A 24,659-nucleotide genomic window follows, 5' to 3' on the forward strand; every position below is an offset into this window, starting at 1 on the left:
CGCTGCCGGATAGCGGCAGCGGTTTTTTCTTGCCCGTTGTATGGGCTTACAGTTGCAGCTTAGGTTCGCGCGGCATGCCCAGTGCACGCTCGGCGATGATGTTGCGCTGGATTTCGTTACTGCCGCCGTAGAGGGTGTCTGAGCGGGTAAACAGGAACAGTGACTGTAAGCGCGACAGCTCGTAAGGCCCGCCCTCAAGCACTTCTGCCTTTGGGCCAATGATGGTTTCGATGGCGAGTCGGCCGAACGCTCGCTGGACAATGGCCATGGCCAAGCTGTGTCGTTCGGGCGCCACGTTGCCAATCCGGATCTGGTTGAGCGCCTGCGCGATGCTCGCCCGTTGGCCACGCTCAACCGTAAGACGCTGTACACCGCCGGTGCCCAAGGCTACACCGACTATCCCGCTTGGTCTGCATGACATGCTGTGGATGACCACAAACGGGTGCAAATGCTGACCCGTTTGTGGTGGTTAACGCTCTGGTGCTTAGTTGGGTTTGGTTTCTACAGCAGGGCGAATCCCGACCTCTGCTTTCAGTCGCAAGGTTTTACCGGCACGCAGAATGGTGATTTGGATGGTTTGGCCGGGCTTGGTGCGAGCCACTTGGTTCATGGCGCTGCGACCGTCATTGGTGTCTACACCATCAATGTTGAGGATCAAATCCCCTGGCTGTAATCCTGCATGCTGCGCCGGTCCGCTGCGGTAAACCCCGGCCACCACAATGCCAGGACGGCCATCAAGGCCGAACGACTCAGCCAGTTCAGGGGTCATGGGCTGGACTTCAATTCCCAGCCAACCGCGGATCACCTTGCCGTGCTCAATGATGGCTTGCATCACATCCAGAGCCAGTTTGGCCGGTATGGCAAAACCAATACCCTGGGAGCCGCCGGACTTGGAGAAAATCGCCGTATTGATGCCCACCAGATTGCCGTAGGCATCCACCAGTGCTCCGCCGGAGTTACCGGGGTTGATCGCGGCGTCGGTCTGAATGAAGTCTTCGTATGTGTTCAGGCCCAACTGGTTACGGCCGGTGGCACTGATGATGCCCATGGTGACGGTCTGTCCCACGCCAAACGGGTTGCCAATGGCTAACGTGACATCACCAATGTTGATGCTGTCGGAGCGCCCGAGGGTGATGGCCGGAATATTCTTCAAGTCGATCTTCAACACGGCCAGATCAGTCTCTGGATCACTGCCAATCAGACGGGCAATCGTCTCGCGACCATCCTTAAGCGCTACGACGATCTGCTCGGAACCGGCTACCACGTGATAGTTGGTCAGTAGATAGCCTTCCGGCGTCATGATCACTGCCGAGCCCAGGCTGGATTCCATGCGCCGCTGTTGTGGCAGGTTGTCACCAAAGAAGCGGCGAAATTGAGGGTCTTCAAACAGCGGGTGAACCGGTTTGCTCACCACTTTGGTGCTGTACAGGTTAGCCACTGCTGGTGAGGCCACTTTTACCGCTTCAGCGTATGAGACAGGACCTTGCTGCATGCGGCCATAAAAAGGACTCATGGTGATGTGGGCCGTCTTTTCCGGCAGGCCAACCCAGCGGGGGAAATAAGCCATGATCAGCAGAGCCAGAAGAACCCCGACCAGAAGGGGCCAGCTAAGGAAACGCAGGGCCTTGAACATGTAAACAGTCCTGAAGGTTGCGGGGGCGCATCACCCCCTTTAAGGTGCGCATTATAGAGGCGAACACTGCCAAGAAAGTGTTTTGTAATTTTGTCTAAGGATTTTTTGATGGCTATTTCTCTTTCCGCCTTGGTTGAAGAGGCCAACCGCTACCTGAACGCTGCGCGTATCAGCGATTACTGCCCTAATGGCTTGCAGGTGGAAGGGCGGCCTCAGGTCTCAAAGATCGTCAGTGGCGTAACCGCCAGCCTTGAGCTAATTGAGGCGGCTGTTGAGGCAGAGGCGGATGTGCTGCTGGTGCATCACGGCTATTTCTGGAAAGGCGAAAATCCCTGTGTCACAGGTATGAAACAGCGTCGCTTGAAAACACTGTTGGCCAATGACATCAGTTTGCTGGCCTACCACTTGCCGTTGGATGTGCATGCCGACGTTGGTAACAACGTACAGCTGGCGGCCCGTTTGGGTATTACCGTTGAAGGGCCACTTGAGCCTGAAAACCCTCGTACGGTCGGATTGATTGGCTCCTTGGCAGAAGCCATGAGTCCGCAGGCGTTTGCCCGGCATGTGGGCGAAGTTCTTGGACGCGAACCGCTGCTGGTTGAGGGGCAAGAGATGATCCGTCGTGTCGGTTGGTGCACCGGCGGTGGCCAAGGCTATATTGATCAGGCGATTGCTGCAGGCGTGGACTTGTACCTCACGGGTGAGGCGTCGGAGCAAACTTTCCACAGTGCCCGTGAAAATGGCATCAGCTTCATTGCCGCAGGGCACCACGCCACCGAACGCTATGGCGTGCAGGCCCTAGGCGACTACCTGGCCCGGCGCTTTGCGGTGGAGCATATTTTTATTGATTGCCCTAACCCAATCTAATTACCGCTGATCTGCCTGGCGTATCAGCGGCGTTTCGGCAACCGGCAAGGATTCACAGCCGGCCGGGTTGCCGATATTGTAGCTATAACACTAGATCGTTTCGTTCTAAGTGGTCTCCTGATTAGAAGAGGGCGCTGTGCTAGAGTGCGCCCTCGTCCACGGCCCGCCGGCCTTAAAAAATACCCGTATTCCGTGAGTAGCCATGCTCGACAAATTGACCCACCTGAAACAGCTGGAGGCGGAAAGTATCCACATCATTCGTGAAGTGGCCGCCGAATTCGACAACCCGGTAATGCTGTACTCCATCGGCAAAGACTCTGCCGTGATGCTGCACCTGGCGCGCAAAGCCTTTTTCCCAGGCAAGCTGCCGTTCCCGGTGATGCACGTCGATACCCGCTGGAAGTTTCAGGAGATGTACGCCTTCCGTGACAAGATGGTGGCGGAGATGGGCTTGGACCTGATCACCCACGTCAACCCGGACGGCATCGCGCAGGACATCAACCCCTTCACCCATGGCAGTGCCAAACACACTGACATCATGAAGACTGAGGGCCTGAAGCAGGCGCTGAACAAGTACGGCTTTGATGCCGCCTTTGGTGGCGCACGCCGTGACGAAGAAAAGTCCCGTGCCAAAGAGCGCGTGTACTCCTTCCGTGACAGCAACCACCGCTGGGACCCCAAAAACCAGCGTCCTGAGTTGTGGAACATCTACAACGGCAAGGTTAAGAAGGGCGAGTCTATTCGCGTGTTCCCGCTGTCCAACTGGACCGAGCTGGACATCTGGCAATACATCTACCTTGAGCAAATCCCGATTGTGCCGCTGTACTTCGCCGCTGAGCGCGAAGTGATTGAGCGCAACGGCACGCTGGTGATGATCGACGACGACCGTATCCTCGAGCACCTCAGCGACGAAGAGAAATCCCGTATTCAGAAGAAAATGGTGCGCTTCCGTACCCTCGGTTGCTACCCGCTGACAGGCGCAGTGGAATCCACCGCCGCCACCTTGCCGGAAATCATTCAGGAAATGCTCCTGACCAAGACTTCCGAGCGCCAGGGCCGCGTCATCGACCACGATGGTGCTGGTTCCATGGAAGAGAAAAAACGTCAGGGGTATTTCTAATATGTCGCACCAATCCGATCTGATCAGCGAAGACATCCTCGCTTACTTGGCTCAGCACGAGCGCAAAGAACTGCTGCGTTTCCTCACCTGTGGCAACGTCGATGACGGCAAGAGCACCCTGATTGGCCGCCTGCTGCACGACTCCAAGATGATCTATGAAGACCATCTGGAAGCCATCAGCCGCGACTCGAAAAAAGTCGGCACCACCGGTGACGATATCGACCTGGCACTGCTGGTGGATGGTCTGCAAGCCGAGCGCGAGCAGGGCATCACCATTGACGTGGCGTACCGCTATTTCAGCACCGCCAAGCGCAAATTCATCATCGCCGACACCCCCGGCCATGAGCAGTACACCCGCAACATGGCCACCGGTGCATCCACCTGTGACTTGGCAATTATTCTGATCGACGCCCGTTACGGCGTGCAGACTCAGACCAAACGCCACAGCTTTATTGCCAGCCTGCTGGGGATCAAACACATCGTTGTGGCCGTCAACAAGATGGACCTCAAGGACTTTGATCAGGGTGTATTCGAGCAGATCAAAGCCGATTACCTGAAGTTCGCTGAGGGTATCTCGCTGAAGCCGACTTCTCTGTACTTCGTACCGATGTCTGCCCTTAAGGGCGACAACGTGGTGAACAAGAGCGAGCGTTCGCCGTGGTACGACGGCCAGTCTCTGATGGAAATTCTGGAAACCGTTGAGGTTTCAGGCGACCGCAACTTCACCGATATGCGTTTCCCGGTGCAGTACGTTAACCGTCCAAACCTGAACTTCCGTGGATTCGCAGGTACCCTGGCCAGCGGTATCGTGCGCAAGGGCGACGAAGTTGTAACCCTGCCATCCGGCAAGGGCAGCAAGGTCAAATCCATCGTCACCTATGAGGGTGAACTGGAGCAGGCCGGTCCGGGCCAGGCCATCACCATCACCCTGGAAGACGAAATCGACGTCTCCCGTGGTGACATGCTGGTTCACGCTGACAACCGTCCGCAGATCGCTGATAGCTTTGAAGCGATGCTGGTGTGGATGTCGGAAGAACCGATGCTGCCGGGCAAGAAATACGACTTCAAGCGCGCCACCAGCTATGTGCCGGGTTCCGTGGGTTCGATCGAACACCGCGTGGACGTGAACACCCTGGAGAAGGGCGCTGCTAGCAGCCTGCAACTGAACGAAATCGGCAAAGTGCGTGTTGCACTGGATGCGCCGATTGCGTTGGACGGCTACGAGCAAAACCGCACCACTGGCTCGTTTATCGTCATCGACCGTTTGACCAACGGCACCGTAGGTGCGGGCATGATCATCGCTGCGCCACAAGCGCAAGGTGGCAGCCAGCATGGCAAGGCCGCTCACGTGTCTACCGAAGAGCGTGCTAACCGCTTTGGCCAGCAACCGGCCACTGTGTTGTTCAGCGGTCTTTCCGGTGCAGGTAAGAGCACCTTGGCTTATGCGGTTGAACGCAAACTGTTCGATGCAGGCCGCGCTGTATATGTGCTGGATGGTCAGAACCTGCGCCACGACATGAACAAAGGTCTGCCGCAAGATCGCGCTGGTCGCACTGAGAACTGGCGTCGTGCCGCCCATGTGGCGCGTCAGTTCAACGAAGCCGGCATCATCACGTTAGCGGCCTTCGTGGCGCCGGATGCAGAAGGCCGTGAACAAGCGAAATCACTGATCGGCAATGATCGTCTGATCACTGTGTACGTTCAGGCTTCCCCGCAGGTTTGCGCTGAGCGTGATCCGCAGGGCCTGTATGCCGCGGGTGGTGACAACATTCCGGGTGAGTCCTTCCCATACGATATCCCGTTGGATGCTGATCTGGTGATCGACACTCAATCGGTATCGGTTGAGGAGGGCGTTAAGCAGGTGCTGGCGCTGCTGCGTGAGCGCGGCGCGATCTGATCCCTGCCAGAAGAACAAAAGCCCCGCTCAAGTAGCGGGGCTTTTTATTGGGCGTATGATTTGTCTGGAGCCACTTGCTTGGCTTCTTAATTACATGCCAGGGAGTGGTCATGAAAACTTTGCTTTTGAGTGCGGGTAACATCCAGTTGGTGGACATGCTGCTGTCATCTCCTGAGTCTGTTGCCGATTACTTTCGCAGAAACAAAACGCACCTTGAGCCCAGCATGCCCGAGCGGGAGGAGGCTTTTTATAGTCACGAGTTCTGGCGTGTCCAATTCGCTGCTTATAAAGCATTACGCGTACAAGGTGGCGCGCTCAGATATGTTCTGCTGGATGGCGCTAAGGTCGTAGGGCAGATTGGCTTTGATCAGATTATCAGAGGCCCGTTTCAGGCGTGTTATCTGGGCTACAGCATGGATGTTGACTATCAGGGAAGAGGGCTGATGAAAGAGGCCCTACGGGGAGCGCTTGAATATGTTACCGGTGAGTTTGGGCTTCACCGGGTTATGGCCAACTACGAGCCTGACAATGTCCGCAGTGCTCGTCTGCTCAAGTCATTGGGGTTTGAGCGCGAAGGTTACGCGAGAAAATACCTGAAGCTTAACGGCGTCTGGAAGGATCACATTCTCACCAGCTATCTGGCGGAGCGGGCGTGAGGCGCTCGCAGCAGTCCTACGCCCTCACCATCAACTCAGCCCTGCAATTTCACGCACACGTTGTTTATCTGCCTCCAGTGTCAGCGCCGCTTCTGCTCTGGCCAGTGCCAGTTCAGCCTGATGCACTGCGGCTGCCCTGAAGGTTTCATCACCCATTGCGCTCAAGGCCTTGAGGGTCTTTTGCAGGCGGATTTGCACTTCGACCAGCGCGGCTCCGTCGCGGGCTATCAGTGCAAATGCATCATCAAAAATATCCTCGTTACACAGCGGCGGTACGTGCACGCGCGGGTAGAGTGGTTCGCTGTCTTCATAGCCTCGTGACCAGCCGCACAGAAGCCGCGCCAGGCGTCCGATGACGTCAATCACAGTGCCCGGATCGTTAATCGCTGAAGACAGTGCCCGCGAGCCGATTTCGCTCATCACGGCCAGGCCAAAACGAGGGTCCTGCTCGAAGCTGCGCTCTCTGGCCAGAGCAAAGGTAAAGCGAATTTCCTCTTGCAGCTCTTCGACGTTGAGATCGCCAGCCTCATCTGGCAGAAACTGCGCAAGCAGGGTCTGGGGGAACACAAATGCACCGGGCACTGAGTGAATGTAGATCGTCCCTTGCAGGCGTTCAGCAATCTTCGACAACGCATTCATGTCGATAAATTGAACGTAGCCGATGCCGTCAGCAGGTATGTCGACTGCCTTATCAAGAGACTCATCGCCCCGCATAGGGCTGCCTCCCAGGTAGGGCTGCTCGCGCCAAGCTCGCAATGCATTAAGGGTGGCATCTTCAACCCGTTGGGTGGTTTCGCCTACCCGACCCAAGCGGGTGAGATGGTCGATCCAGCGCAACAGAGAAACGACGATCAGGGCAATGACTGCAATGGTGACAATAAACAGGATGAAGCGTCCACGTTCGCCGTACATGCCTGTCTTAAGCACGATAATGCCGACAATACTGAACAGAAATGAGCCAATAAACGTCGACAGTACGGTTTGGCTGACGCTGTCTTCAATCAGCAGTTTTGTGGCTCTGGGGGTGACGTTGCTGGTGGCCGAGCCGTAAGCAGAAATCATCACGCTCAGGCTAAAGGTGGTAACGGCCAGCATGCTGGACGCAATGATGCTGAGGATGTTGCCTACAGCATCCGCGCCAATGGTTGTAGGCAGCTCCCATGGAATAAAGCGCTCCACGACGGCTGCCAAAATCGCGGTGGTGATGCCCAGCAGACCTATGAAGGTTGCACGGGCCCAGAGTTGCTTACTGATCTTGGCCGCAGCCCAACGCCAACGCGACATAGCTATTCCTTGAATGGGGTTTCAAGGAAGGATAGTTGCCTGGGGTTACTCTGCCGGACGAACCTGTTTCAAGATTTTGAACTGGCGCGAACTGCCCACCAGCACATCAACGAGCCGCCAGTTACCAGCAGCGCGCCTATCCAGAAACTGGCCTCTGGCATGACTTGAAACAGCAGGCTCGATAGCAGCACCGACAGCACCGGGGTGAAGTACGAGGCGCTGGCCAGCAGTGTCAGGTTGCCGTGCATGACGCCGTGGTTCCAGGCGGAGTAGGCGAGGGTGGTAATCACCCCAAACCCACCGACTAACAGCGCGCCCTCTAGGTCGAAATGCAGCGGTGGTTGCTCGGTCATGAAAAACTTTATCCACAGCACGGCAGCGGTGCCCAGCAGGAACAGCGGCACGGCATTGCGTCCATTGGCCATACGGCGCGTTGCCAGCGTGTAGATCGGCCAGGTGATGGCGGCCGCCAGCGCCAGGGCGTAGGCAACCGGGTTTTTGCCAATATTCGCCAGCAACGGCTGTAGCCCTACCGATTCGCCGCCCGATGTCACCCAAAAAATACCCAGCAGGCTCAGCAGCACCCCCGGCACAATCACAAAATTGGCGCGTTGATCCCCCAGTAGCACTGCCAGAACAATGGTCAGGCAGGGCCACAGGTAGTTAATTAGCCCCAGCTCGATGGATTGGCTGCGGTTGTCGGCAAAGCCCAAGGCGAGTGACAGGCTGACTTCATAAGCCACAAAAAAGAATCCACCCAGCAGCAGGTAGTTCACCGAGTGGCCCCGCAGCACGGAACGTCCAGCGTAGATCACAGCGGCGAGGCCGCTCACTGTAAATGTCAGCGCTGCGCCGCCAACTGGGCCGAAAATTTCCGCAATGTTGCGGTAAACCCCGATGGAGGAGCTCCACATCAGGATGGCACTCATGCCGATAAGGGTGGCCTTGTCCAGACCGAGGCGAGTCAGATTCGTACTCATTTCGGAGGCCTGAGTTGGTCTGCAGGCGGTATGCGACAGAACGTGATGAGCGCAATCACAAAAAAACCTTAGAACGCAGACACGACTGCGTTATGTGAAGAGGGGAAGGGTGGTGCTGGGCGGGAGTAACCTGGGACATCCAGTGTCTGTGAGGTGTGACCTGCTTCCTGCTGGGCAATAATAAAAAAGCCCTGCACTGGCAGGGCTTCTAACCGGATGAACGGTAAGCCTTAGAGAGGCGCTTGTGGCTTTTTCAGGCCGTAGGTTTCATCCAGCATGCCGGGGACATCAGCCGTTTTAGGGGCGTAGTCCTTCGGTGCTTCGTAATTCTTCGGTGGTGTCAGGCGTTCGCGCTTCTCGCTGCCTTCTTCACTGTGCAGGGCAGCCAGCAGACGCTGACGGGTAATTTCATCCAGCGCCAGGCGGTTAGCACCGTCAGACAAATGCTCCTGAACGTCCTGATAGCTCTGGGTGAGTTTTTTGACCAGGCTGGCAGTGGTGTTGAAGTGGCTGACCACTTCGCTTTGGTAAGCGTCAAAACGCTCCTGCATCTCATCCATTTGACGCTGTGTGCGGCCAGGGGCAGCACTCGGCACTAAACGGGCAATGAGCAAGCCAATGGCGATACCTGCAACCAAAGTAACAGCGGGTAGTAACCAGGCGGTGAGGGTCTGTTCCACGAGTCCTTCCTCTTTAAACGGCTTTGCTTAACGTTAGCGGCTTGTGTCTGCACTGTACACTGCAAAGCATTAGCACGTGTGTACGGTCAGGCCAAATGTTCGGTTCTGTACGAAAAGTGATCATGCTTTTCAGCCGCAGTGAAAACCGATTCGCATTGGACGCTTACCGTTCGTAAACTGTGCCTACTTATCGTTTCTGCTTTGCCTGATTATCGCTTGCAGGCTTTCCGTAAAGAACCTAGACGTGCCGACCCCGAAGCGGGTCACGGAGTTCCCCGTTGCTGATTCGTGAAACCCCCATCACCCTCGAAGGCCCCTGCGGCCAGCTTGAAGCTTTGCTGCTGGACACAGCCGACGCCCGTGGCGTTGCGCTGATCTGCCACCCTAACCCGGTACAGGGTGGCACCATGCTCAACAAGGTCGTTTCCACCCTGCAACGTACCGCCCGCGATTGTGGCTTGGTTACATTGCGCTTCAATTACCGCGGCGTGGGCGCCAGCGAAGGCAGCCACGACATGGGTACCGGTGAGGTGGATGATGCTGAAGCCGTGGCCAAGTGGGTGCTGGAGCAATACCCGAACCTGCCATTGACCCTGCTCGGTTTCTCCTTCGGTGGCTTTGTGGCAGCCGCACTGGGCGCACGTTTAGAGGCCCAAGGTGTGCAGCTGAACAACCTGTTTATGGTCGCACCGGCAGTCCATCGCCTCACTGCGCAAACACCTCCAGCATCGCAATGCCCGCTCACCATCATTCAGCCCGAGGTGGATGAGGTGATCGAGCCACAAGCGGTCTATGACTGGTCAGCAGGTTTGGGGCGTGCCCATGAGCTGCTGAAAGTGGCAGAATGCGGACACTTTTTTCATGGCAAGTTGACTGATCTGAAAGATCTGCTGCTGCCGCGTCTATAAACAGCGCCGCTGCCTCACCGGCAGCCCGCTCAGAATAAGCAAGTGTGACCATGACCACTCGTATACTGACCGGCATTACTACCACCGGTACACCGCACCTGGGCAACTACGCCGGGGCCATCCGCCCAGCCATCGTCGCCAGCCGCGCTGCTGATGCCGACTCCTTTTACTTTCTGGCTGACTACCACGCGCTGATCAAGTGCGATGACCCGGCGCGCATTCAGCGCTCCCGTCTGGAGATCGCTGCCACTTGGTTGGCGCTGGGGCTGGATGTTAACAAGGCGACGTTCTATCGCCAGTCCGACATCCCGGAAATCCCGGAGCTGTGCTGGTTGCTGACCTGTGTCGCCGGTAAAGGCCTGCTTAACCGTGCCCACGCTTATAAAGCCTCTGTGGATAAAAACGTCGAGCAGGGCGAAGACCCGGATGCTGGCGTGACCATGGGCCTGTTCAGCTACCCGGTGCTGATGGCAGCGGACATTCTGATGTTCAACGCACACAAAGTGCCGGTGGGCCGTGACCAGATCCAGCACGTGGAAATGGCCCGCGATATCGGCCAGCGCTTCAACCACCTGTTCGGTAATGGCAAAGAGCTGTTTGTCCTGCCGGAAGCGGTGATCGAAGAGGACGTAGCCACCTTGCCAGGCCTCGATGGCCGCAAAATGAGCAAAAGCTACGACAACACCATCCCGCTCTTTGGTACCGCCAAAGAGCTGAAAAACGCGATTGCCCGCATCGTCACAGACTCCAAATTGCCAGGCGAAGCGAAAGACCCGGACAACTCGCACCTGTTTACCCTGTATCAGGCCTTCTCCAGTGCCGAGCAACAAGCGGCTTTCCGCGCCGAGCTGCTGGATGGTCTGGCTTGGGGCGAGGCTAAGCAGCGCCTGTTCGAGCTGCTCGATGGTGAGCTGAGCGAAGCCCGTGAGCGCTACAACGCACTGATCAGCAAACCGGCTGATCTGGAAGATATCCTCCTGGCGGGTGCTGCTAAAGCCCGCAAAATTGCTACGCCGTTCCTCGGTGAGCTGCGTGAAGCGGTTGGCCTGCGCTCCTTCCGCACACAGGCGACTGCGGCCACCAGCGAGAAGAAAAAGGCCAGCAAATCGGCCCGCTTTGTCAGCTTCCGTGATGACGATGGCAGCTTCCGCTTCCGTCTGCTGGATGCTGCGGGTGAGCAACTGCTGCTGTCCAAGTCGTTCGCAGACGGCAAATCCGCCGGTCAGGTGAACAAGCGCCTGCAATCCGGTGAGGAGCTGGACGTACGCGAGCAGGACGGTGGTTTTGCCGTGTGGCTGGATGGCGAAGCCGTCGCCCACAGCCCGGCTTTCGCTGATGCTGCAGAGTGTCAGGCCGCCATTGCCCGCTTGCGCGAGGCGTTGGCACCGCAGGAGTAATATGGCTAATTCGTGGTTAAAACCGCTCCCACGAGGCGCGAGTATTGCTGCTTTTGCGGGAACGGCTTTAGCCGTGAATAGGCTAGTCGTGTAGGGTGGATAAGGCCGAAGGCTTATCCACCTTGGTATCCCAAGCGGTAAATCCCACTAAATCGCACTGATTTTGTCGGTTATTTCGGCTATCCGTTTGCCAAGAAGCGGGGGCGTCGTTAAAGTAGCGCCCCCGTTTTTTTGCCCGGCAAAACAAATGATGACCCCGCTAGAACGCTATCAGGCTGATCTCAAACGTCCCGATTTCTTTCACGATGCCGCCCAAGAGAATGCAGTTCGCCATTTGCAGCGACTGTATGAGGAGCTGGTCGCGAAGGAAAATGGTTCCGGTGGTTTTCTAGGCAAGCTGTTTGGCAAAAAGTCCAACGAGCCGGTCAAGGGCCTGTATTTCTGGGGGGGCGTAGGTCGCGGCAAAACCTACCTGGTGGACACCTTCTTTGATGCGCTGCCGTTCAAACGGAAAATGCGTACCCACTTCCACCGCTTTATGAAGCGCGTCCACGAGGAAATGAAAACCCTCAAGGGCGAAAAGAACCCGCTGACCATTATTGCCAAGCGCTTTGCTGATGAAGCGCGGGTTATCTGCTTCGACGAATTCTTCGTCTCCGATATCACCGACGCGATGATTCTGGCGACCCTGATGGAAGAGCTGTTCAAAAACGGCGTCAGCTTGGTGGCCACCTCCAACATCGTGCCGGACGGTCTGTATAAAGACGGCCTGCAACGTGCGCGTTTCCTGCCAGCCATTGCCCTGCTCAAACAGCACACCGTGATCGTCAACGTCGACAGTGGTGTCGATTACCGCCTGCGTGCCCTGGAGCAAGCTGAGCTGTTCCACAGCCCGCTGACCCCGGCCGCTGAAGAAAGCCTGCGCAAGAGCTTCTGCAGCCTGCTGCCGGAAGGCGCGCAGATTGTCGAGAACGAAGCCCTGACCATCGAAAACCGCGTGATCAACGCCGTGCGCGCCTGTCAGGACGTGGCTTGGTTCGAGTTCCGCGAACTGTGCGACGGCCCGCGCAGCCAGAACGACTACATCGAGCTGGGCAAGCAGTTCCACGCCGTGATCCTCGCCAACGTCGAGCAAATGAGCGTGGCCAAAGACGACATGGCCCGCCGCTTTATCAACCTGGTGGACGAGTTCTACGACCGCAACGTCAAACTCATCATCTCCGCCGAAGTGGAGCTGAAAGACTTGTACAGCGGTGGCCGCCTGAACTTCGAGTTCCAGCGTACCCTGAGCCGTCTGCTGGAAATGCAGTCGCATGAGTTCTTAGCGCGCCCCCACAAGCCATAAGTTGTTGCGCCCCACACAAAGCCCGGTCTCCGGGCTTTGTTGTTTCTGGCGGATACAGATGCTGTTGGGCTGAATCGCTCGCGGCACGTTAAACTTAGCGCCATCGACCTTTATGTCCCGGTTACCTTTATGACCTTTGCTGAACTCGGCCTGATTGAGCCACTGCTGCGCACCCTCGACAGCCTCGACTATAAAACCCCGACTGCCGTACAGGCGCAGGCCATTGGCCCGGTGCTCAAAGGCCGTGACATCATGGCGGCGGCTCAGACCGGTACCGGCAAAACCGCAGGCTTCGCGCTGCCGCTGCTGCAACGCTTGATGATGGAGGGCCCGCAAGTGGCCAGCAACTCCGTGCGTGCGCTGGTGCTGGTGCCGACCCGCGAACTGGCCGAGCAAGTGCTGCAAAGCTTCCTCACCTACGGCCAGCACCTGCCGCTGCGCAGCTATGCGGTCTACGGCGGCGTCAGCATCAACCCGCAGATGATGAAGCTGCGCAAAGGCGTGGACGTATTGGTAGCAACGCCGGGCCGTCTGCTCGACCTGTACCGGCAGAACGCAGTGAAATTCAATCAGGTGCAGGCGCTGGTGCTGGACGAAGCCGACCGTATGCTGGACTTGGGTTTCTCCCGCGAGCTGGAAGACATCTTCGTCACCCTGCCGAAAAAGCGGCAGACCCTGCTGTTCTCCGCCACCTTCTCCGAAGCCATCCGCGGCATGGCCCGGCTGATGCTGAAAGACCCGCTGTCCATCGAAGTCAGCCCGCGTAACACCACGGCGAAAACCGTTAAGCAATGGCTGATCCCGGTGGATAAGAAGCGCAAGACTGAGCTGTTCCTGCACCTCTACCAGAGCAAGCGCTGGAGCCAGGCGCTGGTATTCGTTAAAACCCGCAAGGGCGTGGACGAGCTGGAAGCCGAACTGCAACGCAACGGCATCAGCGCCGACTCCATCCACGGCGACAAACCTCAAGCCACTCGCCAACGCGCCTTACAGCGCTTTAAAGACGGCGAGGTCAAGGTACTGGTCGCCACCGATGTTGCCGCACGCGGCTTGGATATCGACGACATGCCGTTGGTGGTCAACTTCGACCTGCCCATCGTCGCCGAAGATTACGTCCACCGCATCGGTCGCACCGGCCGTGCTGGCACCACCGGGCAGGCTGTATCGCTGGTCTGCGCAGACGAAGTGCAACTGCTGTCCGCCATCGAAACCTTGATCCAACAGGTGATTCAGCGGATCGAAGACCCCGACTTTATCCCCGACCACCGCGTGCCCCAAACCCTGCCTGGCGGCCAAGTGGTGAAGAAACCCAAAAAACCTAAAAAGCCCAAAGTTGTCGGCGGCGGTAAAGGCGGCAGCCTGGGCCGCTGGATGGAAGCAGATGAACCAGCAGCTCCAGCGGTCAAGGCCGTGCGCAAAGTGCCGAGTTTTGGTGGTAAACCGAAGAAAGGTGGGCGCTAGGAGAACTTTTCTGTAAGGGGGCGGCTACTTCTGACTATTGTAGTTTTCGTAGCAAAACTCGCTACGAGCCGGTCTGGCGTTTGCGCTCACGTTGCCTGAAGCGCCTAACATACTCAGCATCTATCAGCTTGTCTGCGTCCAGATCCAGGGCGCAGTTGACCAATGAGGCCAAGGTATTGTCTGACATTTTGAAATTTCTTGGAATGGAGCTGTTGTCTTCAATGCGAGCGAGGAATGCTTTCAGAAAGTCAGATAGGCCTGAGCGGGGACTTTCCGTAGCTGAAGCAGTAGCTAAATCTGCCGCATACACCTCGGCGTTTCGAGCATTTTCGCCAACGGCAGCAACCACCATGCTTAGTGGCGGCCAATACTTTATGTCGTACTGGTACCTCAGGGCGTCTAGGTGTTCTTTTACATGCCACTCGAAAAGGTGATTGCCCTCTGACTCTGCCGCAAGCTCAACCACATCCAAAACGTGGTGGAAGGTCTCGCAGCTGAATCCAGAGGTTTCCTTGAGCTCGTTACGTCGTGTGAGCAGCTGGGCGAGACTGTCGGCCATTGCGGCAATCTGCGAGTTGATAACAGTGAGATCTTTCCGTGTTTGCCGGGCTTTGGTTATCTTATCGGGGCTCCATGCTACGGGCATTGATGTGAGTACGTCGAAGAATGATTCTAGGGCGCGATGGCGGTGCGCTAGCGACGTATGGAGTTCTTCGTAGGCATCGATCAATTCGTTTTGCCGTGCAAGCATGCGTTCAATAACGCAGTTTATGCTTGGCCAGATTTTGCGTGTCTGGTTGTATTCCAAATCCAATCGAAGAAGCGTTTCGCATACTTGAACAGCTTGGGATGGGGTGCCCATTTTTAGACATACCTATTTGTGGGAAACGAACCAAAACTAATGCCTCATGGTTCTCTTGTCGGTACCTATAAATAAAAAAATCCAGACGCTATAGGTACGTAATCCTTTCCTCATCTTACATACGCCTCAAATCTACCGCCCGATGACCTACGCAGAGTGGCTAGAGGGTCTGATTCAATTACAGGGCATTTGCCCGCATATGGCCTTAGTTGTGCGGAGTACAGATTCACGGGTGCTTTGGGGAGTCGGATTCTGGCTGCGGGTGCTTATAGCCGCCCGATTCTCATATTGATCGGCCAACTAACCGGTCTCCGGGTCGTAGGCTCGCTCCAAAGCTCGGCGATATCGGCGGAAAAGCGGTTGAGCAGGCCTTCGCGCCCCGCTTCTTTGGCGCTGCGCACGGCTGACCAAGTGGAGACATAGCCAAGCAGTTCGTCGAGTTTCCACTCTAGGTCAATCGCAAGTGCGGGAGGCGTCAGTTCGTTGAAGGGGAAGTCGAGGGTGGTGTAGGCGCTGTCCACCAGTTTGCGTTCGGCGGGCCAGTAAGGGCCGATTTCATTCCAATAGAACTGCTCGAAACGAGCGCCCAGTTCGCCCTCCAGACGCAATACGCCATAGCTAATTAGTGCCAGTACTGCGTTGGGTGCTGCCACTCGGCGCGCTTCGTTGTAGAACGCGGCCAGGTCGAACCAGTGTGCGGCTTGAGCGGCTGTGATCAGGCTGGTGCTGTGGTCGGGCAGGGGGAGGTTTTCTGCTGGGGCACACTGATAGCTGAGGCGCTCTTGCGGTTCTGCGTGTTTGATCTGATCAGCGCTTGGGTCGAGGCCGATGATGTTGTCGAAGTGGTCGGCGAGCAGGCGGGTTAGCTGGCCATTACCACAGCCAACATCGACGGCGAGGGCTGTGTCAGGCACCAGTGAGGCGAGATAGCTGGCAAGCTCGGCAGGGTATTCAGGGCGGAAGCGGGCGTAGGCCTGGCCGCCTTGGTCGAACCAGTTTTTGGTCGCGTTGCTCATGGGCAGAAATACCATTTCTGATAGGGCGCCGCTCAGATATTTTGCCCAATGCGCCAGAGGGCGCCGCTGGGGTCGATAACAACAAGGTCGCGCATGCCCCATGGCTGATCTTGTGGGGCGATCAGCCGTGCACCGAAACGCTCATCCAGGCGTTCCGCTGATATGTGTTGCCACCACGCATCCACGTCGTCCACCAGCAGGTGCATCATGAAGTTTTCTGCCTGCTCCTTCACATAGAAGTTTTGCAGCAGAAAGGCGCAGTGTTTGCCGTGGCTGAAGTAGGCCAGTTGCTCATCGCTCCAGCCGGGCTTGAAGCCCAAAGCCAGATAGAAGGCTTTGCTCAGCTCAAAGTTGCGAGCGGGGACGAAGGTTTTTAGTTCGACGCTGTTGAGCATTGCAGAGCCCTTTACGATTAGAAGGTTGGGAAAGAGGCTATTCCCAAGCCTCTTTCAATGCTTTGCGGAAAAGATCGGACAACAATGGCTCAGTAGTAATGCGCTCTTTTGAGGCAGGTGTGAGGCTTTCAAGGCGTTCAAGTTCTTGCTCGATAAAATGCTGAATCGGTTTGATTTGAGGGTATAAGCCCATTTCCGGAGCATTTCGTTTGAGCTCAAGTAACTCATCAACTGCCTTCAGCAGCTGAGGATCATCAATGAGTTCACACAGAGTTGAAAACTCGATTGGGGCAGGTGTTCCAAACGTATTTAGCCAGCGAACGGCCAGCAGTGGACGTAATACATAGAAGTATTTTTTCAGGGGGACTTCTGCGTTTTGGAGGTATTGGCGGAAGTTCGTTTTGGCCATGCTACGGTAGTGATGGATACCTTTTTCTACTGAGTACACCTGAGGCAGTAATGCTTTGGCGGTTTCATGAAAACAACCCGTATGCTCGTAGATGATGTTGGATTGGATCCACTCAACGAAACTGGGATTGGATTTCCAGAACAGGCGCAGGGCCTTTCGTAGATCCCAACCATTGATATCCATGTCGTCAACTATTGGGTATTCGATGACATCTCTTTGCTCTTCTAAACCAACAGAAAGGTACCACTCTGGTTTGTTGACGTAGATAAAGCGTGCGTCATAGTCACTGTTTGGTGAGGCAAAGCCCCAAGCTCGACTGCCGGACTCAATAGCCAGCAGGACTTTTACGTTATGTTCACTTTCGGCGCGGCGAAGGCGTGCGCGCACCTCTTCCTTAGCGGCGGGGGAAACCATTATCTAGCTCCATTAGATAGGGTGGGTCGGATCTCTTCATCGATCCGGTAGTGGGGAAATTATGCTGCGTTTAACTGGCTGTGTAGAGCCAATATTTCACGCTTTATTTAGCTGCTTCTTCAACGTTGCAGTCGCGGTTACGTCATAGATCACCACACAAATATGTTCGACCACGCCGGTGGGGCCGCTGAGGGGCAGGAGGGTGACGTTCTGGTACATAAAGTCTTCCTGCCCGGTGATGGGCTGGTAGTTTTTGAAGTGCACCAGATACGGCCGCTGTTCCCATAAGCTGAAGGCGCGGGTGCCGAGTTGGACGACGGTGTCCACTTTGCGCCGCAGCCAGGTTTCGTCGATTTCGGGGAACTGGTCGAACAGGGATTTGCCCTGCACTTCGTCCGGCTGCATACCGGAGTGGTTTTCCATAAAGCTGTTCCACACTTCCACCTGATACTGCCGGTCGAGAACGATCACGCCGACGTCGATGCACTGGACGATATCCAGCAGCCAATGCACTTCTTTCATGTCGATCTGGGCGGGCATGGCTTAGCTCATCAGGTAGTTGATCTTGTGGGTGAGGCGTTTGATCGAGTCTTCGGTAAACAGCAGGAGCAGGTCGAAGTGGATGTTGTGGGCTTCGAGGCTGTAGCTGATCTCCACCGCCAGGGTCTTCTTCCAGCGGCGCTGGTTGAGCTGGATCAGGCGTTCGATGGAGGCATGTCGGCCCAGCAATTGTGGATGGCCTTGGGAGAAGCGCACGTCGATCTGCTGGGCGATACCGCTCAGACAGGCACCGATCAGGATGCTGGCGAGGTCCAGGAGCATTTCGCTGGTTTCGGCTTCATCTTTGGGCTGCCAGTCGAGCAGGCGCGCCATGTCGGCGATCTCCGAATCATGGAATAACAGCAGTGCTTCACCAGCAATGCCGTCGCCGATAAAGCCCTGACAGAGTGCAGTCAGGCGTTCGCCGCGCATGGCGTCGGCGAGGGTCATGTGCAGCTCGCTGACTTCGAAGATGTTCACCTGCGGCACCGGCAACTGCACGAATACGCCGAGGGTTTTCGCCAGCAGGGCGGCGGCGCGGCCCATGGCAACGTTGCTGACTTCGCGCAGGGCATCGCGGAAGCTGACCTTGATGTCGGCCACTGGCGCAGGTTGGGTGGGGCTGCCGCCGGGTGTCAGCAGACCAAGGTTGTGCAGGGTCTGGCGCAGTTCATCTGGGTCAGCCGGTTTGCGGATAAACGCCAGTGCGCCGAGGTCTTTGACACGCCTGACGGCTTCGTCCTGTACGTCGCCGGAGACCACGATGACTTTGCAGCTCAGCCCTTCAGCGCGGATCGCAGCGAGGGTCTGATAGCCATCCATGACTGGCATGGTCAAATCCAGCAACATGACCTGCGCCAAACCTTGGCGCACTGCAAGCAGGGCTTCTTGTCCGTTACTGGCTTGGGTGATGCTGACCGGCCAATCCGTAGGCAGGGCGCGGATCAGCTGTTTGCGGGCCATGTTGGAGTCGTCGCAGACCACAATGGGTATCAAGATGATTTACCTGCTGGCGAATGTGAAAGGTGTGTGTTTTCGCATTCAAGCATAGATGATGGCAAAACGCTTAATTTGTCTGTGTACGCAACCAATTGATAAGGCCGTTGGCTGCATTTTTACCGCTGGCAAAGCAAGCGGTGAGCAGGTATCCCCCGGTTGGGGCCTCCCAATTGAGCATTTCTCCGGCGCAGAACGTGCCGGGCAGTTGGCGCAGCATCAGGCGTTCATCGAGTGCGGCAAAGGTGACGCCGCCTGCGGTGCTGATGGCTTCATCCATTGGCCGTGGCTGTTGCAGCGTGATTGGCAGGGCTTTGATAGCGGCTGCCAGTAGCGCCGGTTGAGTGAAGGTTTCAGCGCTGCTGAGCTCACGCAGCAAGGCGGCCTTTACGCCGTCAATACCTGCTTGACGGTGCAGGTGCTTGGCCATGGAGTGGCTGCCCCGTGGTTTGCTCAGGGCTTTTTCCAACTTAGTCAGCGGCGTTTGCGGCAGCAGGTCGAGGTAAACAGTGGCGCTGCCTTGGGCGTTGATGGTTTCGCGAATTCCGGCTGAGAGCGCATAAACCAGGCTGCCTTCAATCCCGGTGCGGGTGAGGACGAATTCGCCAATGCGTGGTTCGCTGTGGCCCAGTCGCAGGCTGACGTTTTTAAGCGGAGCACCGGCGAATTTATCCCGCAGAAAATCGCTCCATGCCGCGACATCAAATCCGCAGTTGCTTGCTTGCAGAGGGGCGACTTGCACGCCTTTGTCTTGTAGCCATGGCAGCCATGCGCCATCCGATCCGAGCCGTGCCCAGCTGCCGCCGCCTAAGGCGAGCAGGGTGGCATCGGGCTGTACGGTGAGTTCGCCTTCGCTGTTTTGAATACGCAGCTGGCCTTGTTCGTTCCAGCCCAACCAGCGGTGCCGGGTGTGGATCTGTACGCCCAATTCGCGCAGGCGCTTGAGCCAGGCCCGTAGCAGCGGTGCGGCTTTCATGTCGGAGGGGAACACACGGCCGGAGGTGCCGACAAAGGTTTCGATGCCCAGATCGTGAATCCACTGGCGCAGGGCGTCGGCGTCAAAGGCTTCGAGCAGCCGGGCGATCTCATCCTGACGCTGGCCGTAGCGGCTGATAAACGCAGGCTTGGCTTCGGAGTGGGTGATGTTCATGCCGCCTACGCCGGCCAGCAGAAACTTCCGCCCCACTGAGGGCATTGCGTCATACAGGTCCACGGCAAGCCCGGCCTGGGCCAAGGTTTCTGCGGCCATCAGGCCTGCGGGGCCGCCACCAATGACGGCGACGCGCGGGGAGGAGTTCGAGCTGCTGTGGGGCATGGCGATAACACTGGCGAAGACTGTGCTGCATTCTAACGCAGCTGCTGTGATCCCGGCGTTTGGTCTTGTCATTTCCTGTGGCTTGAGGCAGGGTCGCAGACAGCCCTTCTGCTAGGAGTTTCGTATGTCTGATCTGTATCCGAGTGTTGATCCTGATGGCTTGCTTGAATACTCAGTGGTGTATACCGACCGCTCCCTGAACCATATGTCCAAGTCGTTTCAGGGCGTGATGCGGGACATTTCCAGCACCCTCAAAGATGTCTATAACGCCCATGCTGTGGCGATTGTGCCGGGCAGCGGAACCTATGGTATGGAGGCGGTGGCGCGTCAGCTGGCGACCGGGCAAAAGGCGCTGGTGATTCGCAACGGTTGGTTCAGCTATCGCTGGACGCAGATTTTTGAGATGGGCCAGATTCCGTCGGAGGCACTGGTCCTCAAGGCGCGTCGGGTGAGCAATGAGCCGCAGGCGCCTTTCAGCCCGCCAGCGCTGGCCGATGTGCTGGAAACCATTACGGCAGAGAAACCCCAGGTGGTGTTTGCCCCGCACGTGGAAACGTCCTCAGGCATGGTCCTGCCGGATGGCTACCTGCGCGCCGTAGCGGATGCTGTGCATGCGGTGGGCGGTCTGTTTGTACTGGACTGCATCGCCTCCGGCACGCTGTGGGTGGATATGCAGGCGTGCGGCATCGACGTGCTGATCAGTGCCCCGCAAAAGGGCTGGAGCGCATCGCCATGTTGTGCGTTGGTGATGCTCAGCGAAGCGGGCAAGGCCCGTGTCGAAGTAACCCAGAGCACCAGTTTTGCCTGTGACCTGAAGAAGTGGCTGCAAATCATGCAGGCCTACGAGCAGGGCGGTCATGCCTATCACGCCACCATGCCGAGCGATGCGCTGGCGCGTTTCCGCGATGCCATGCTGGAAGCGAAAGCCAGAGGCTTCAGCACTGTGCGTAACCAGCAGGTCGAGCTGGGCAGCCGTGTGCGTGCCATGCTGGCGCAGAAAGGCTTTAAGAGTGTAGCCGCACCGGGCTTTGAAGCGCCGGGCGTGGTGGTGTGCTACACCACCGACGAGGGCATTAAGAACGGCAGCAAGTTCATCCCGCTAGGCCTGCAAATCGCTGCCGGTGTGCCGCTGCAATGCGATGAACCGGCGGATTTCCAAACCTTCCGTCTGGGCCTGTTCGGCTTGGACAAGCTCGGCAATATCGACCGCACCGTGGCCACGCTTGAGCAAGCGTTGGATAAAGTGTTGGCGGGGTAAGTAGTGGTGAAACCGGGTTTTGCGATGACCTTGATTGCGAAACCCGGATTACGCCACATTCGTGGCTAATCCAAGCCACGGGCTAGGTTCGTAGGGTGGTGTAAGCCTGCGCAGCAGGTTACCCACCATGGGGCGGGTGTTAAACGGAAGCCTTGCGGGCCATTGGTGGACAAACCGCGTTGCGGCCTTGTCCACCCTACAATGATTCGGTTTTCTCAGGGCCTGAGTTGAGTGCATTTGTAGGGTGGTGTAAGCCTGCGCAGCAGGTTACCCACCGAGAGGTCAGGCATTCATCGGAGCCCTACAAGCCAATACTTCGGATAACTGTTGCGATGGCGGGCGTTATTGATCACCCACGCCACCGCCACAATCACCAGCGAACCGATCAGCACCGGTGTCAGCAGAAAGCTGAACGACGCGCCTGCGCTGATGACCACCAGCGGGTTCGCTCCGGCAGGGGCGTGCAGGGTGCGTGTTTGTTGCATCACCGCCAAGGCTAGGCCGACCGCAATGGCTCCGGCCCACCAGGCATTGCCCAGTGTATGCAGAATCAATAATCCCACCGCTGTGGAAATCAAATGCCCGCCGATGATGCTACGCGGCTGCGCCAAGGGGGAGTCGGGCACGCCGAAGGCCAGCACACAGCTGGCACCGAATGAGGCCATCAGCCAGGGTGTCCCGGAAACATGGCTGAGCCAGCCGGTCACACCAATAGCCAGCAAAGTGCCGACAAATGAAACAAAGGTGAAGTACAAGGATGGCGCAGGTGGAGCGCTGGATCGCAGCAGTTTGCTGATAGGCATTGCAATGCTCCGCAAAGACTTGGAAGATGTTGAGGATACCGATCGGTTTCCCTTGTGTAAACCGATCGGTATACCTTTTGTTCTGTTTGTACACGGAGTCAGTCAATGAGCACTTCCCGTACCATCACCGAATCCGCGTTGGCGTTGTTCTACCGGCAGGGTTTCCATGCGTCGGGTGTGGAGCAGCTGAGTCAGGAGGCCGGGGTCACTAAAAAGACCCTGTACAGACACTTCCCCAGCAAGGAGCATCTGGTGGATGCCGCTATCGAGCTGCGTGACGAGCAGTTTATGGCGCGTATGGTGGCGGCTGTTGAGGCGGTACCCGTTGATGGCAGGCCGGCGGCCTATATCGAGTTCATCGCAAGTTGGGTGCGGGAGCCTGACTTCCATGGCTGTTTGTTTATAAACGCCGCCGCAGAGTACAGCGCAGAGCAGGACGCGCCTCACATACTGGCCCGGCAGCACAAGGATCGGGTGATCAGCTACCTGCAGCAGATTTGCGAGCAGGCACAGTTGGCATCACCTCAAGACGTCGCGATGCAGCTGTTTCTGCTTGGCGAAGGGCTGATTGTGGCCAGTCAGGTCAGGGGCCCTGAAGAAGGCGCAATCCGCTCGGCCCAGAAAATGGCGGAGTATTTGATACTAAATAGCCGCTAATTTCCCGGGGCTAGCTAATTGACTATGATGGCTGCTCAACAACTCTTTAGAGGTATTGGTCCGATGCGTCATTGATGCCGCCGTCTTACTGACGGCCAGTCTCCTTCTACCCCCTGGCTGGGGGGAGTCTTTGGCATCTGTGGAACACACCATGACCTCTACTTATCTGACGCTGGAAAGCGTGTCTTATGTTTTGCCGACTGGCAGAACATTGTTCTCCAATCTCAATGCCCAGTTCGACGAGCGCCTTACAGGCCTGGTCGGTCGTAATGGTATTGGGAAAAGTGTGCTCGCCAAGATTCTTGCTGGATTGCTGCCACCGTCTGCCGGGTGCTGTGTGAGGGCTGGCAGTGTGTATTACCTGCCTCAACAAATCGTGCGCGCAGAGGGAATGACGGTTGCCTCGCTGACAGGGCAACTGCCAGTACTTGAAGCCATACAAAGGATTGAGGCTGGGAGTGTCTCTGCCTTAGATTTTGATGCTGTGGGGGAGTGTTGGGATATTCGCACTCGATTGCAGCAGGCTTTACAGCAACGTGGTTTGGGGCATTTGGCGCTGGATACACCGGTCAGTCAGATTAGCGGCGGTGAGGCCATGCGTGTGGCGTTACTCGGTGCGGAGATTTCCCGGGCTGATTATTTGATCTTGGATGAGCCGAGCAATCACTTGGATCGACTTAATCGCACATTGCTAATTGAGCACATCCAAACATGGCCCCGGGGGATGCTGGTCGTTAGCCATGACCGTGAGTTGTTAGGTGGCGTTGAGCGGATTGTTGAACTGTCCACTCTGGGGCTAAACAGTTATGGCGGGAACTACGATTTTTACGTCCAAAGCCGGGCACAGCAACAGCAATCGGTTCTCGAACGACTGGATCAGCATAAGCGCGAACAGAAGCGTGAAGAGCAGAACATGCGCAAGCAGCTTGAGCGTCAGGAGCGTCGTAATGCACGAGGTAAACGCACTGGTGCCGTGTCGAATCAAGCCAAAATCCTTTTGGGGCAGCAGAAGGGGCGAAGTGAACAGTCTTCCGGACGATTACAGTTGCAGCAGGCGGCGCTAAGGGAGCTGCGGTCGCAAGAGATCAGCGACATCAGGCAGCAGGTGGACGAAGACTCTGTTGTGGTGATGCGGGCTACGTCTCAGGTGCGAAACCATACGAACAGGCAGATTGCGCGAGTGACGGGGCAGTTGCCGTATGTTTCGGCTGACGCGCGTTATGTCGATCTGACACTGACCTTGCAGCACAGGGTTGGGGTTGTAGGCCCGAACGGTTGTGGCAAAACGACCTTATTGAAAGTCCTGGTTGGGCAGCGTCAGTTGGTTTCTGGCTACAGTGACGTCAGGGTTGTGAGCGCCTATCTGGACCAGATGGTTAGCACATTGGAGCCACACGAATCAGTCTTGCAGCAATTGCGCTCAGCTAACAGGGCAACTCCTGAGAGTGAGCTGCGTACTCGGCTGGCTCAGCTCGGGTTGGATGCGCAAAAGATCAGTGTTCCCAGTCATCAACTCAGCGGCGGGGAGCGTATCAAGGCAGCCCTGGCTTGTGCGCTGTACGTTGAAACTCCGGCTGAGCTGCTTTTGTTGGATGAACCCAGTAACCATCTTGATCTGCCTTCTGTACATGCACTTGAAGAGATGCTGTGCAGTTATCAGGGGGCGATGCAGGTCGTTTCCCATGACGATGCATTTATGCAGCGACTGCGCCTTAGCCATCGGCTATCTGTAGCCGATGGCGGATGGGAGATGGAGCAGTGGTAGT

At 56.9% G+C, this 24,659-nt stretch carries 23 protein-coding genes and 2 pseudogenes; 12 read left to right on the forward strand and 13 right to left on the reverse strand.

From position 1 onward, the window contains the following. Nucleotides 1-46: 46 nt before the first annotated feature. Nucleotides 47-244: pseudogene (locus WG219_04315) on the reverse strand (acyl-CoA dehydrogenase family protein). On the opposite strand from WG219_04315, the pseudogene WG219_04320 reads away from it, so the two are divergent. Continuing rightward, nucleotides 218-418, forward strand: a pseudogene (locus tag WG219_04320) (alkene reductase). The pseudogenes WG219_04315 and WG219_04320 sit on opposite strands and share 27 nt — an antisense overlap. A gap of 66 nt (nucleotides 419-484) precedes the next feature. On the opposite strand, the gene algW reads toward WG219_04320, so the two are convergent. Then, nucleotides 485-1,633, reverse strand: coding sequence for a Do family serine endopeptidase AlgW (gene algW, locus WG219_04325; GenBank protein ID WXL26713.1), 1,149 nt, complete (start codon nucleotides 1,631-1,633; stop codon nucleotides 485-487). Between the two features lie 108 nt (nucleotides 1,634-1,741). On the opposite strand from algW, the gene WG219_04330 reads away from it, so the two are divergent. The 4 genes from WG219_04330 to WG219_04345 all read left to right on the forward strand — a co-directional run bounded on the left by WG219_04330 (nucleotide 1,742) and on the right by WG219_04345 (nucleotide 6,173). Continuing rightward, on the forward strand, nucleotides 1,742-2,500 hold the full coding sequence (locus tag WG219_04330; GenBank protein ID WXL26714.1) for a Nif3-like dinuclear metal center hexameric protein: 759 nt from the start codon (nucleotides 1,742-1,744) through the stop codon (nucleotides 2,498-2,500). Between the two features lie 202 nt (nucleotides 2,501-2,702). After that, complete coding sequence (gene cysD, locus WG219_04335) at nucleotides 2,703-3,620, forward strand: sulfate adenylyltransferase subunit CysD (protein WXL26715.1); 918 nt, start codon at nucleotides 2,703-2,705, stop codon at nucleotides 3,618-3,620. Nucleotide 3,621: 1 nt separating this feature from the next. Next, complete coding sequence (gene cysN, locus WG219_04340; protein ID WXL26716.1) at nucleotides 3,622-5,517, forward strand: sulfate adenylyltransferase subunit CysN; 1,896 nt, start codon at nucleotides 3,622-3,624, stop codon at nucleotides 5,515-5,517. Between the two features lie 110 nt (nucleotides 5,518-5,627). Further along, nucleotides 5,628-6,173: a GNAT family N-acetyltransferase gene (locus WG219_04345; protein WXL26717.1), complete on the forward strand. Its 546-nt coding sequence runs from the start codon at nucleotides 5,628-5,630 to the stop codon at nucleotides 6,171-6,173. Nucleotides 6,174-6,203: 30 nt separating this feature from the next. Here the strand turns inward: WG219_04345 and WG219_04350 are convergent, their stop codons facing one another. The 3 genes from WG219_04350 to WG219_04360 all read right to left on the reverse strand — a co-directional run bounded on the left by WG219_04350 (nucleotide 6,204) and on the right by WG219_04360 (nucleotide 9,117). After that, entirely contained in the window at nucleotides 6,204-7,457 is a 1,254-nt protein-coding gene (locus WG219_04350; protein ID WXL26718.1) for a DUF2254 domain-containing protein, read from the reverse strand. Nucleotides 7,458-7,525: 68 nt separating this feature from the next. Next, on the reverse strand, nucleotides 7,526-8,437 hold the full coding sequence (gene yddG / locus WG219_04355) for an aromatic amino acid DMT transporter YddG (GenBank protein ID WXL26719.1): 912 nt from the start codon (nucleotides 8,435-8,437) through the stop codon (nucleotides 7,526-7,528). A 230-nt stretch (nucleotides 8,438-8,667) separates the two neighbouring features. Next, nucleotides 8,668-9,117, reverse strand: coding sequence for a DUF1043 family protein (locus WG219_04360; protein WXL26720.1), 450 nt, complete (start codon nucleotides 9,115-9,117; stop codon nucleotides 8,668-8,670). A gap of 278 nt (nucleotides 9,118-9,395) precedes the next feature. On the opposite strand from WG219_04360, the gene WG219_04365 reads away from it, so the two are divergent. From WG219_04365 to WG219_04380, 4 genes are all read left to right on the forward strand, one after another. After that, nucleotides 9,396-10,025 (forward strand): alpha/beta fold hydrolase, encoded by a 630-nt coding sequence (locus tag WG219_04365; GenBank protein ID WXL26721.1) that lies wholly within the window; start codon nucleotides 9,396-9,398, stop codon nucleotides 10,023-10,025. A gap of 50 nt (nucleotides 10,026-10,075) precedes the next feature. Further along, on the forward strand, nucleotides 10,076-11,422 hold the full coding sequence (locus WG219_04370) for a tryptophan--tRNA ligase (protein ID WXL26722.1): 1,347 nt from the start codon (nucleotides 10,076-10,078) through the stop codon (nucleotides 11,420-11,422). A 250-nt stretch (nucleotides 11,423-11,672) separates the two neighbouring features. Then, nucleotides 11,673-12,767, forward strand: coding sequence for a cell division protein ZapE (gene zapE / locus WG219_04375; GenBank protein WXL27934.1), 1,095 nt, complete (start codon nucleotides 11,673-11,675; stop codon nucleotides 12,765-12,767). A gap of 129 nt (nucleotides 12,768-12,896) precedes the next feature. Continuing rightward, the gene (locus tag WG219_04380) at nucleotides 12,897-14,228 is read left to right on the forward strand and encodes a DEAD/DEAH box helicase (GenBank protein ID WXL26723.1); all 1,332 of its coding nucleotides are present in this window, start codon (nucleotides 12,897-12,899) and stop codon (nucleotides 14,226-14,228) included. Nucleotides 14,229-14,289: 61 nt separating this feature from the next. Here WG219_04380 and WG219_04385 read toward each other — a convergent pair whose 3' ends face one another. From WG219_04385 to WG219_04415, 7 genes are all read right to left on the reverse strand, one after another. Beyond that, on the reverse strand, nucleotides 14,290-15,090 hold the full coding sequence (locus WG219_04385) for a hypothetical protein (protein WXL26724.1): 801 nt from the start codon (nucleotides 15,088-15,090) through the stop codon (nucleotides 14,290-14,292). A 266-nt stretch (nucleotides 15,091-15,356) separates the two neighbouring features. Continuing rightward, complete coding sequence (locus WG219_04390; GenBank protein WXL26725.1) at nucleotides 15,357-16,106, reverse strand: class I SAM-dependent methyltransferase; 750 nt, start codon at nucleotides 16,104-16,106, stop codon at nucleotides 15,357-15,359. A 32-nt stretch (nucleotides 16,107-16,138) separates the two neighbouring features. Continuing rightward, nucleotides 16,139-16,501 carry a VOC family protein gene (locus WG219_04395; GenBank protein ID WXL26726.1) on the reverse strand — a complete coding sequence of 121 codons (363 nt, stop codon included), beginning with the start codon at nucleotides 16,499-16,501 and terminating at the stop codon, nucleotides 16,139-16,141. 37 nt (nucleotides 16,502-16,538) lie between these two features. Further along, nucleotides 16,539-17,324 (reverse strand): nucleotidyltransferase domain-containing protein, encoded by a 786-nt coding sequence (locus WG219_04400; protein WXL26727.1) that lies wholly within the window; start codon nucleotides 17,322-17,324, stop codon nucleotides 16,539-16,541. A 96-nt stretch (nucleotides 17,325-17,420) separates the two neighbouring features. Beyond that, nucleotides 17,421-17,864, reverse strand: coding sequence for a PAS domain-containing protein (locus WG219_04405; GenBank protein WXL26728.1), 444 nt, complete (start codon nucleotides 17,862-17,864; stop codon nucleotides 17,421-17,423). Between the two features lie 3 nt (nucleotides 17,865-17,867). Continuing rightward, nucleotides 17,868-18,860 carry a response regulator gene (locus tag WG219_04410; protein ID WXL26729.1) on the reverse strand — a complete coding sequence of 331 codons (993 nt, stop codon included), beginning with the start codon at nucleotides 18,858-18,860 and terminating at the stop codon, nucleotides 17,868-17,870. A gap of 70 nt (nucleotides 18,861-18,930) precedes the next feature. Continuing rightward, nucleotides 18,931-20,175 carry a TIGR03862 family flavoprotein gene (locus WG219_04415; GenBank protein WXL27935.1) on the reverse strand — a complete coding sequence of 415 codons (1,245 nt, stop codon included), beginning with the start codon at nucleotides 20,173-20,175 and terminating at the stop codon, nucleotides 18,931-18,933. A 124-nt stretch (nucleotides 20,176-20,299) separates the two neighbouring features. Between WG219_04415 and WG219_04420 the strand changes: the two genes are divergently transcribed. Continuing rightward, entirely contained in the window at nucleotides 20,300-21,433 is a 1,134-nt protein-coding gene (locus tag WG219_04420; protein ID WXL26730.1) for an aminotransferase class V-fold PLP-dependent enzyme, read from the forward strand. 290 nt (nucleotides 21,434-21,723) lie between these two features. Here WG219_04420 and WG219_04425 read toward each other — a convergent pair whose 3' ends face one another. Further along, on the reverse strand, nucleotides 21,724-22,236 hold the full coding sequence (locus tag WG219_04425) for an HPP family protein (GenBank protein ID WXL26731.1): 513 nt from the start codon (nucleotides 22,234-22,236) through the stop codon (nucleotides 21,724-21,726). 105 nt (nucleotides 22,237-22,341) lie between these two features. Between WG219_04425 and WG219_04430 the strand changes: the two genes are divergently transcribed. Next, nucleotides 22,342-22,893: a TetR/AcrR family transcriptional regulator gene (locus WG219_04430; protein ID WXL26732.1), complete on the forward strand. Its 552-nt coding sequence runs from the start codon at nucleotides 22,342-22,344 to the stop codon at nucleotides 22,891-22,893. Nucleotides 22,894-23,044: 151 nt separating this feature from the next. Further along, nucleotides 23,045-24,658: an ABC-F family ATP-binding cassette domain-containing protein gene (locus WG219_04435; protein ID WXL26733.1), complete on the forward strand. Its 1,614-nt coding sequence runs from the start codon at nucleotides 23,045-23,047 to the stop codon at nucleotides 24,656-24,658. Nucleotide 24,659 lies beyond the last annotated feature (1 nt).

This window comes from Pseudomonas mendocina, from assembly GCA_037482215.1.
Taxonomy (GTDB): domain Bacteria; phylum Pseudomonadota; class Gammaproteobacteria; order Pseudomonadales; family Pseudomonadaceae; genus Aquipseudomonas; species Aquipseudomonas mendocina_E.

What these genes read in the sequence shown, in the direction of transcription:
- algW (WXL26713.1), bottom strand. Translation starts at nt 1,633, where the DNA reads ATGTTCAAGGCCCTGCGTTTCCTTAGCTGGCCCCTTCTGGTCGGGGTT.
- WG219_04330 (WXL26714.1), top strand. Translation starts at nt 1,742, where the DNA reads ATGGCTATTTCTCTTTCCGCCTTGGTTGAAGAGGCCAACCGCTACCTG.
- cysD (WXL26715.1), top strand. Translation starts at nt 2,703, where the DNA reads ATGCTCGACAAATTGACCCACCTGAAACAGCTGGAGGCGGAAAGTATC.
- cysN (WXL26716.1), top strand. Translation starts at nt 3,622, where the DNA reads ATGTCGCACCAATCCGATCTGATCAGCGAAGACATCCTCGCTTACTTG.
- WG219_04345 (WXL26717.1), top strand. Translation starts at nt 5,628, where the DNA reads ATGAAAACTTTGCTTTTGAGTGCGGGTAACATCCAGTTGGTGGACATG.
- WG219_04350 (WXL26718.1), bottom strand. Translation starts at nt 7,457, where the DNA reads ATGTCGCGTTGGCGTTGGGCTGCGGCCAAGATCAGTAAGCAACTCTGG.
- yddG (WXL26719.1), bottom strand. Translation starts at nt 8,437, where the DNA reads ATGAGTACGAATCTGACTCGCCTCGGTCTGGACAAGGCCACCCTTATC.
- WG219_04370 (WXL26722.1), top strand. Translation starts at nt 10,076, where the DNA reads ATGACCACTCGTATACTGACCGGCATTACTACCACCGGTACACCGCAC.
- zapE (WXL27934.1), top strand. Translation starts at nt 11,673, where the DNA reads ATGACCCCGCTAGAACGCTATCAGGCTGATCTCAAACGTCCCGATTTC.
- WG219_04380 (WXL26723.1), top strand. Translation starts at nt 12,897, where the DNA reads ATGACCTTTGCTGAACTCGGCCTGATTGAGCCACTGCTGCGCACCCTC.
- WG219_04385 (WXL26724.1), bottom strand. Translation starts at nt 15,090, where the DNA reads ATGGGCACCCCATCCCAAGCTGTTCAAGTATGCGAAACGCTTCTTCGA.
- WG219_04390 (WXL26725.1), bottom strand. Translation starts at nt 16,106, where the DNA reads ATGAGCAACGCGACCAAAAACTGGTTCGACCAAGGCGGCCAGGCCTAC.
- WG219_04395 (WXL26726.1), bottom strand. Translation starts at nt 16,501, where the DNA reads ATGCTCAACAGCGTCGAACTAAAAACCTTCGTCCCCGCTCGCAACTTT.
- WG219_04400 (WXL26727.1), bottom strand. Translation starts at nt 17,324, where the DNA reads ATGGTTTCCCCCGCCGCTAAGGAAGAGGTGCGCGCACGCCTTCGCCGC.
- WG219_04405 (WXL26728.1), bottom strand. Translation starts at nt 17,864, where the DNA reads ATGCCCGCCCAGATCGACATGAAAGAAGTGCATTGGCTGCTGGATATC.
- WG219_04415 (WXL27935.1), bottom strand. Translation starts at nt 20,175, where the DNA reads ATGCCCCACAGCAGCTCGAACTCCTCCCCGCGCGTCGCCGTCATTGGT.
- WG219_04420 (WXL26730.1), top strand. Translation starts at nt 20,300, where the DNA reads ATGTCTGATCTGTATCCGAGTGTTGATCCTGATGGCTTGCTTGAATAC.
- WG219_04425 (WXL26731.1), bottom strand. Translation starts at nt 22,236, where the DNA reads ATGCCTATCAGCAAACTGCTGCGATCCAGCGCTCCACCTGCGCCATCC.
- WG219_04430 (WXL26732.1), top strand. Translation starts at nt 22,342, where the DNA reads ATGAGCACTTCCCGTACCATCACCGAATCCGCGTTGGCGTTGTTCTAC.
- WG219_04435 (WXL26733.1), top strand. Translation starts at nt 23,045, where the DNA reads ATGACCTCTACTTATCTGACGCTGGAAAGCGTGTCTTATGTTTTGCCG.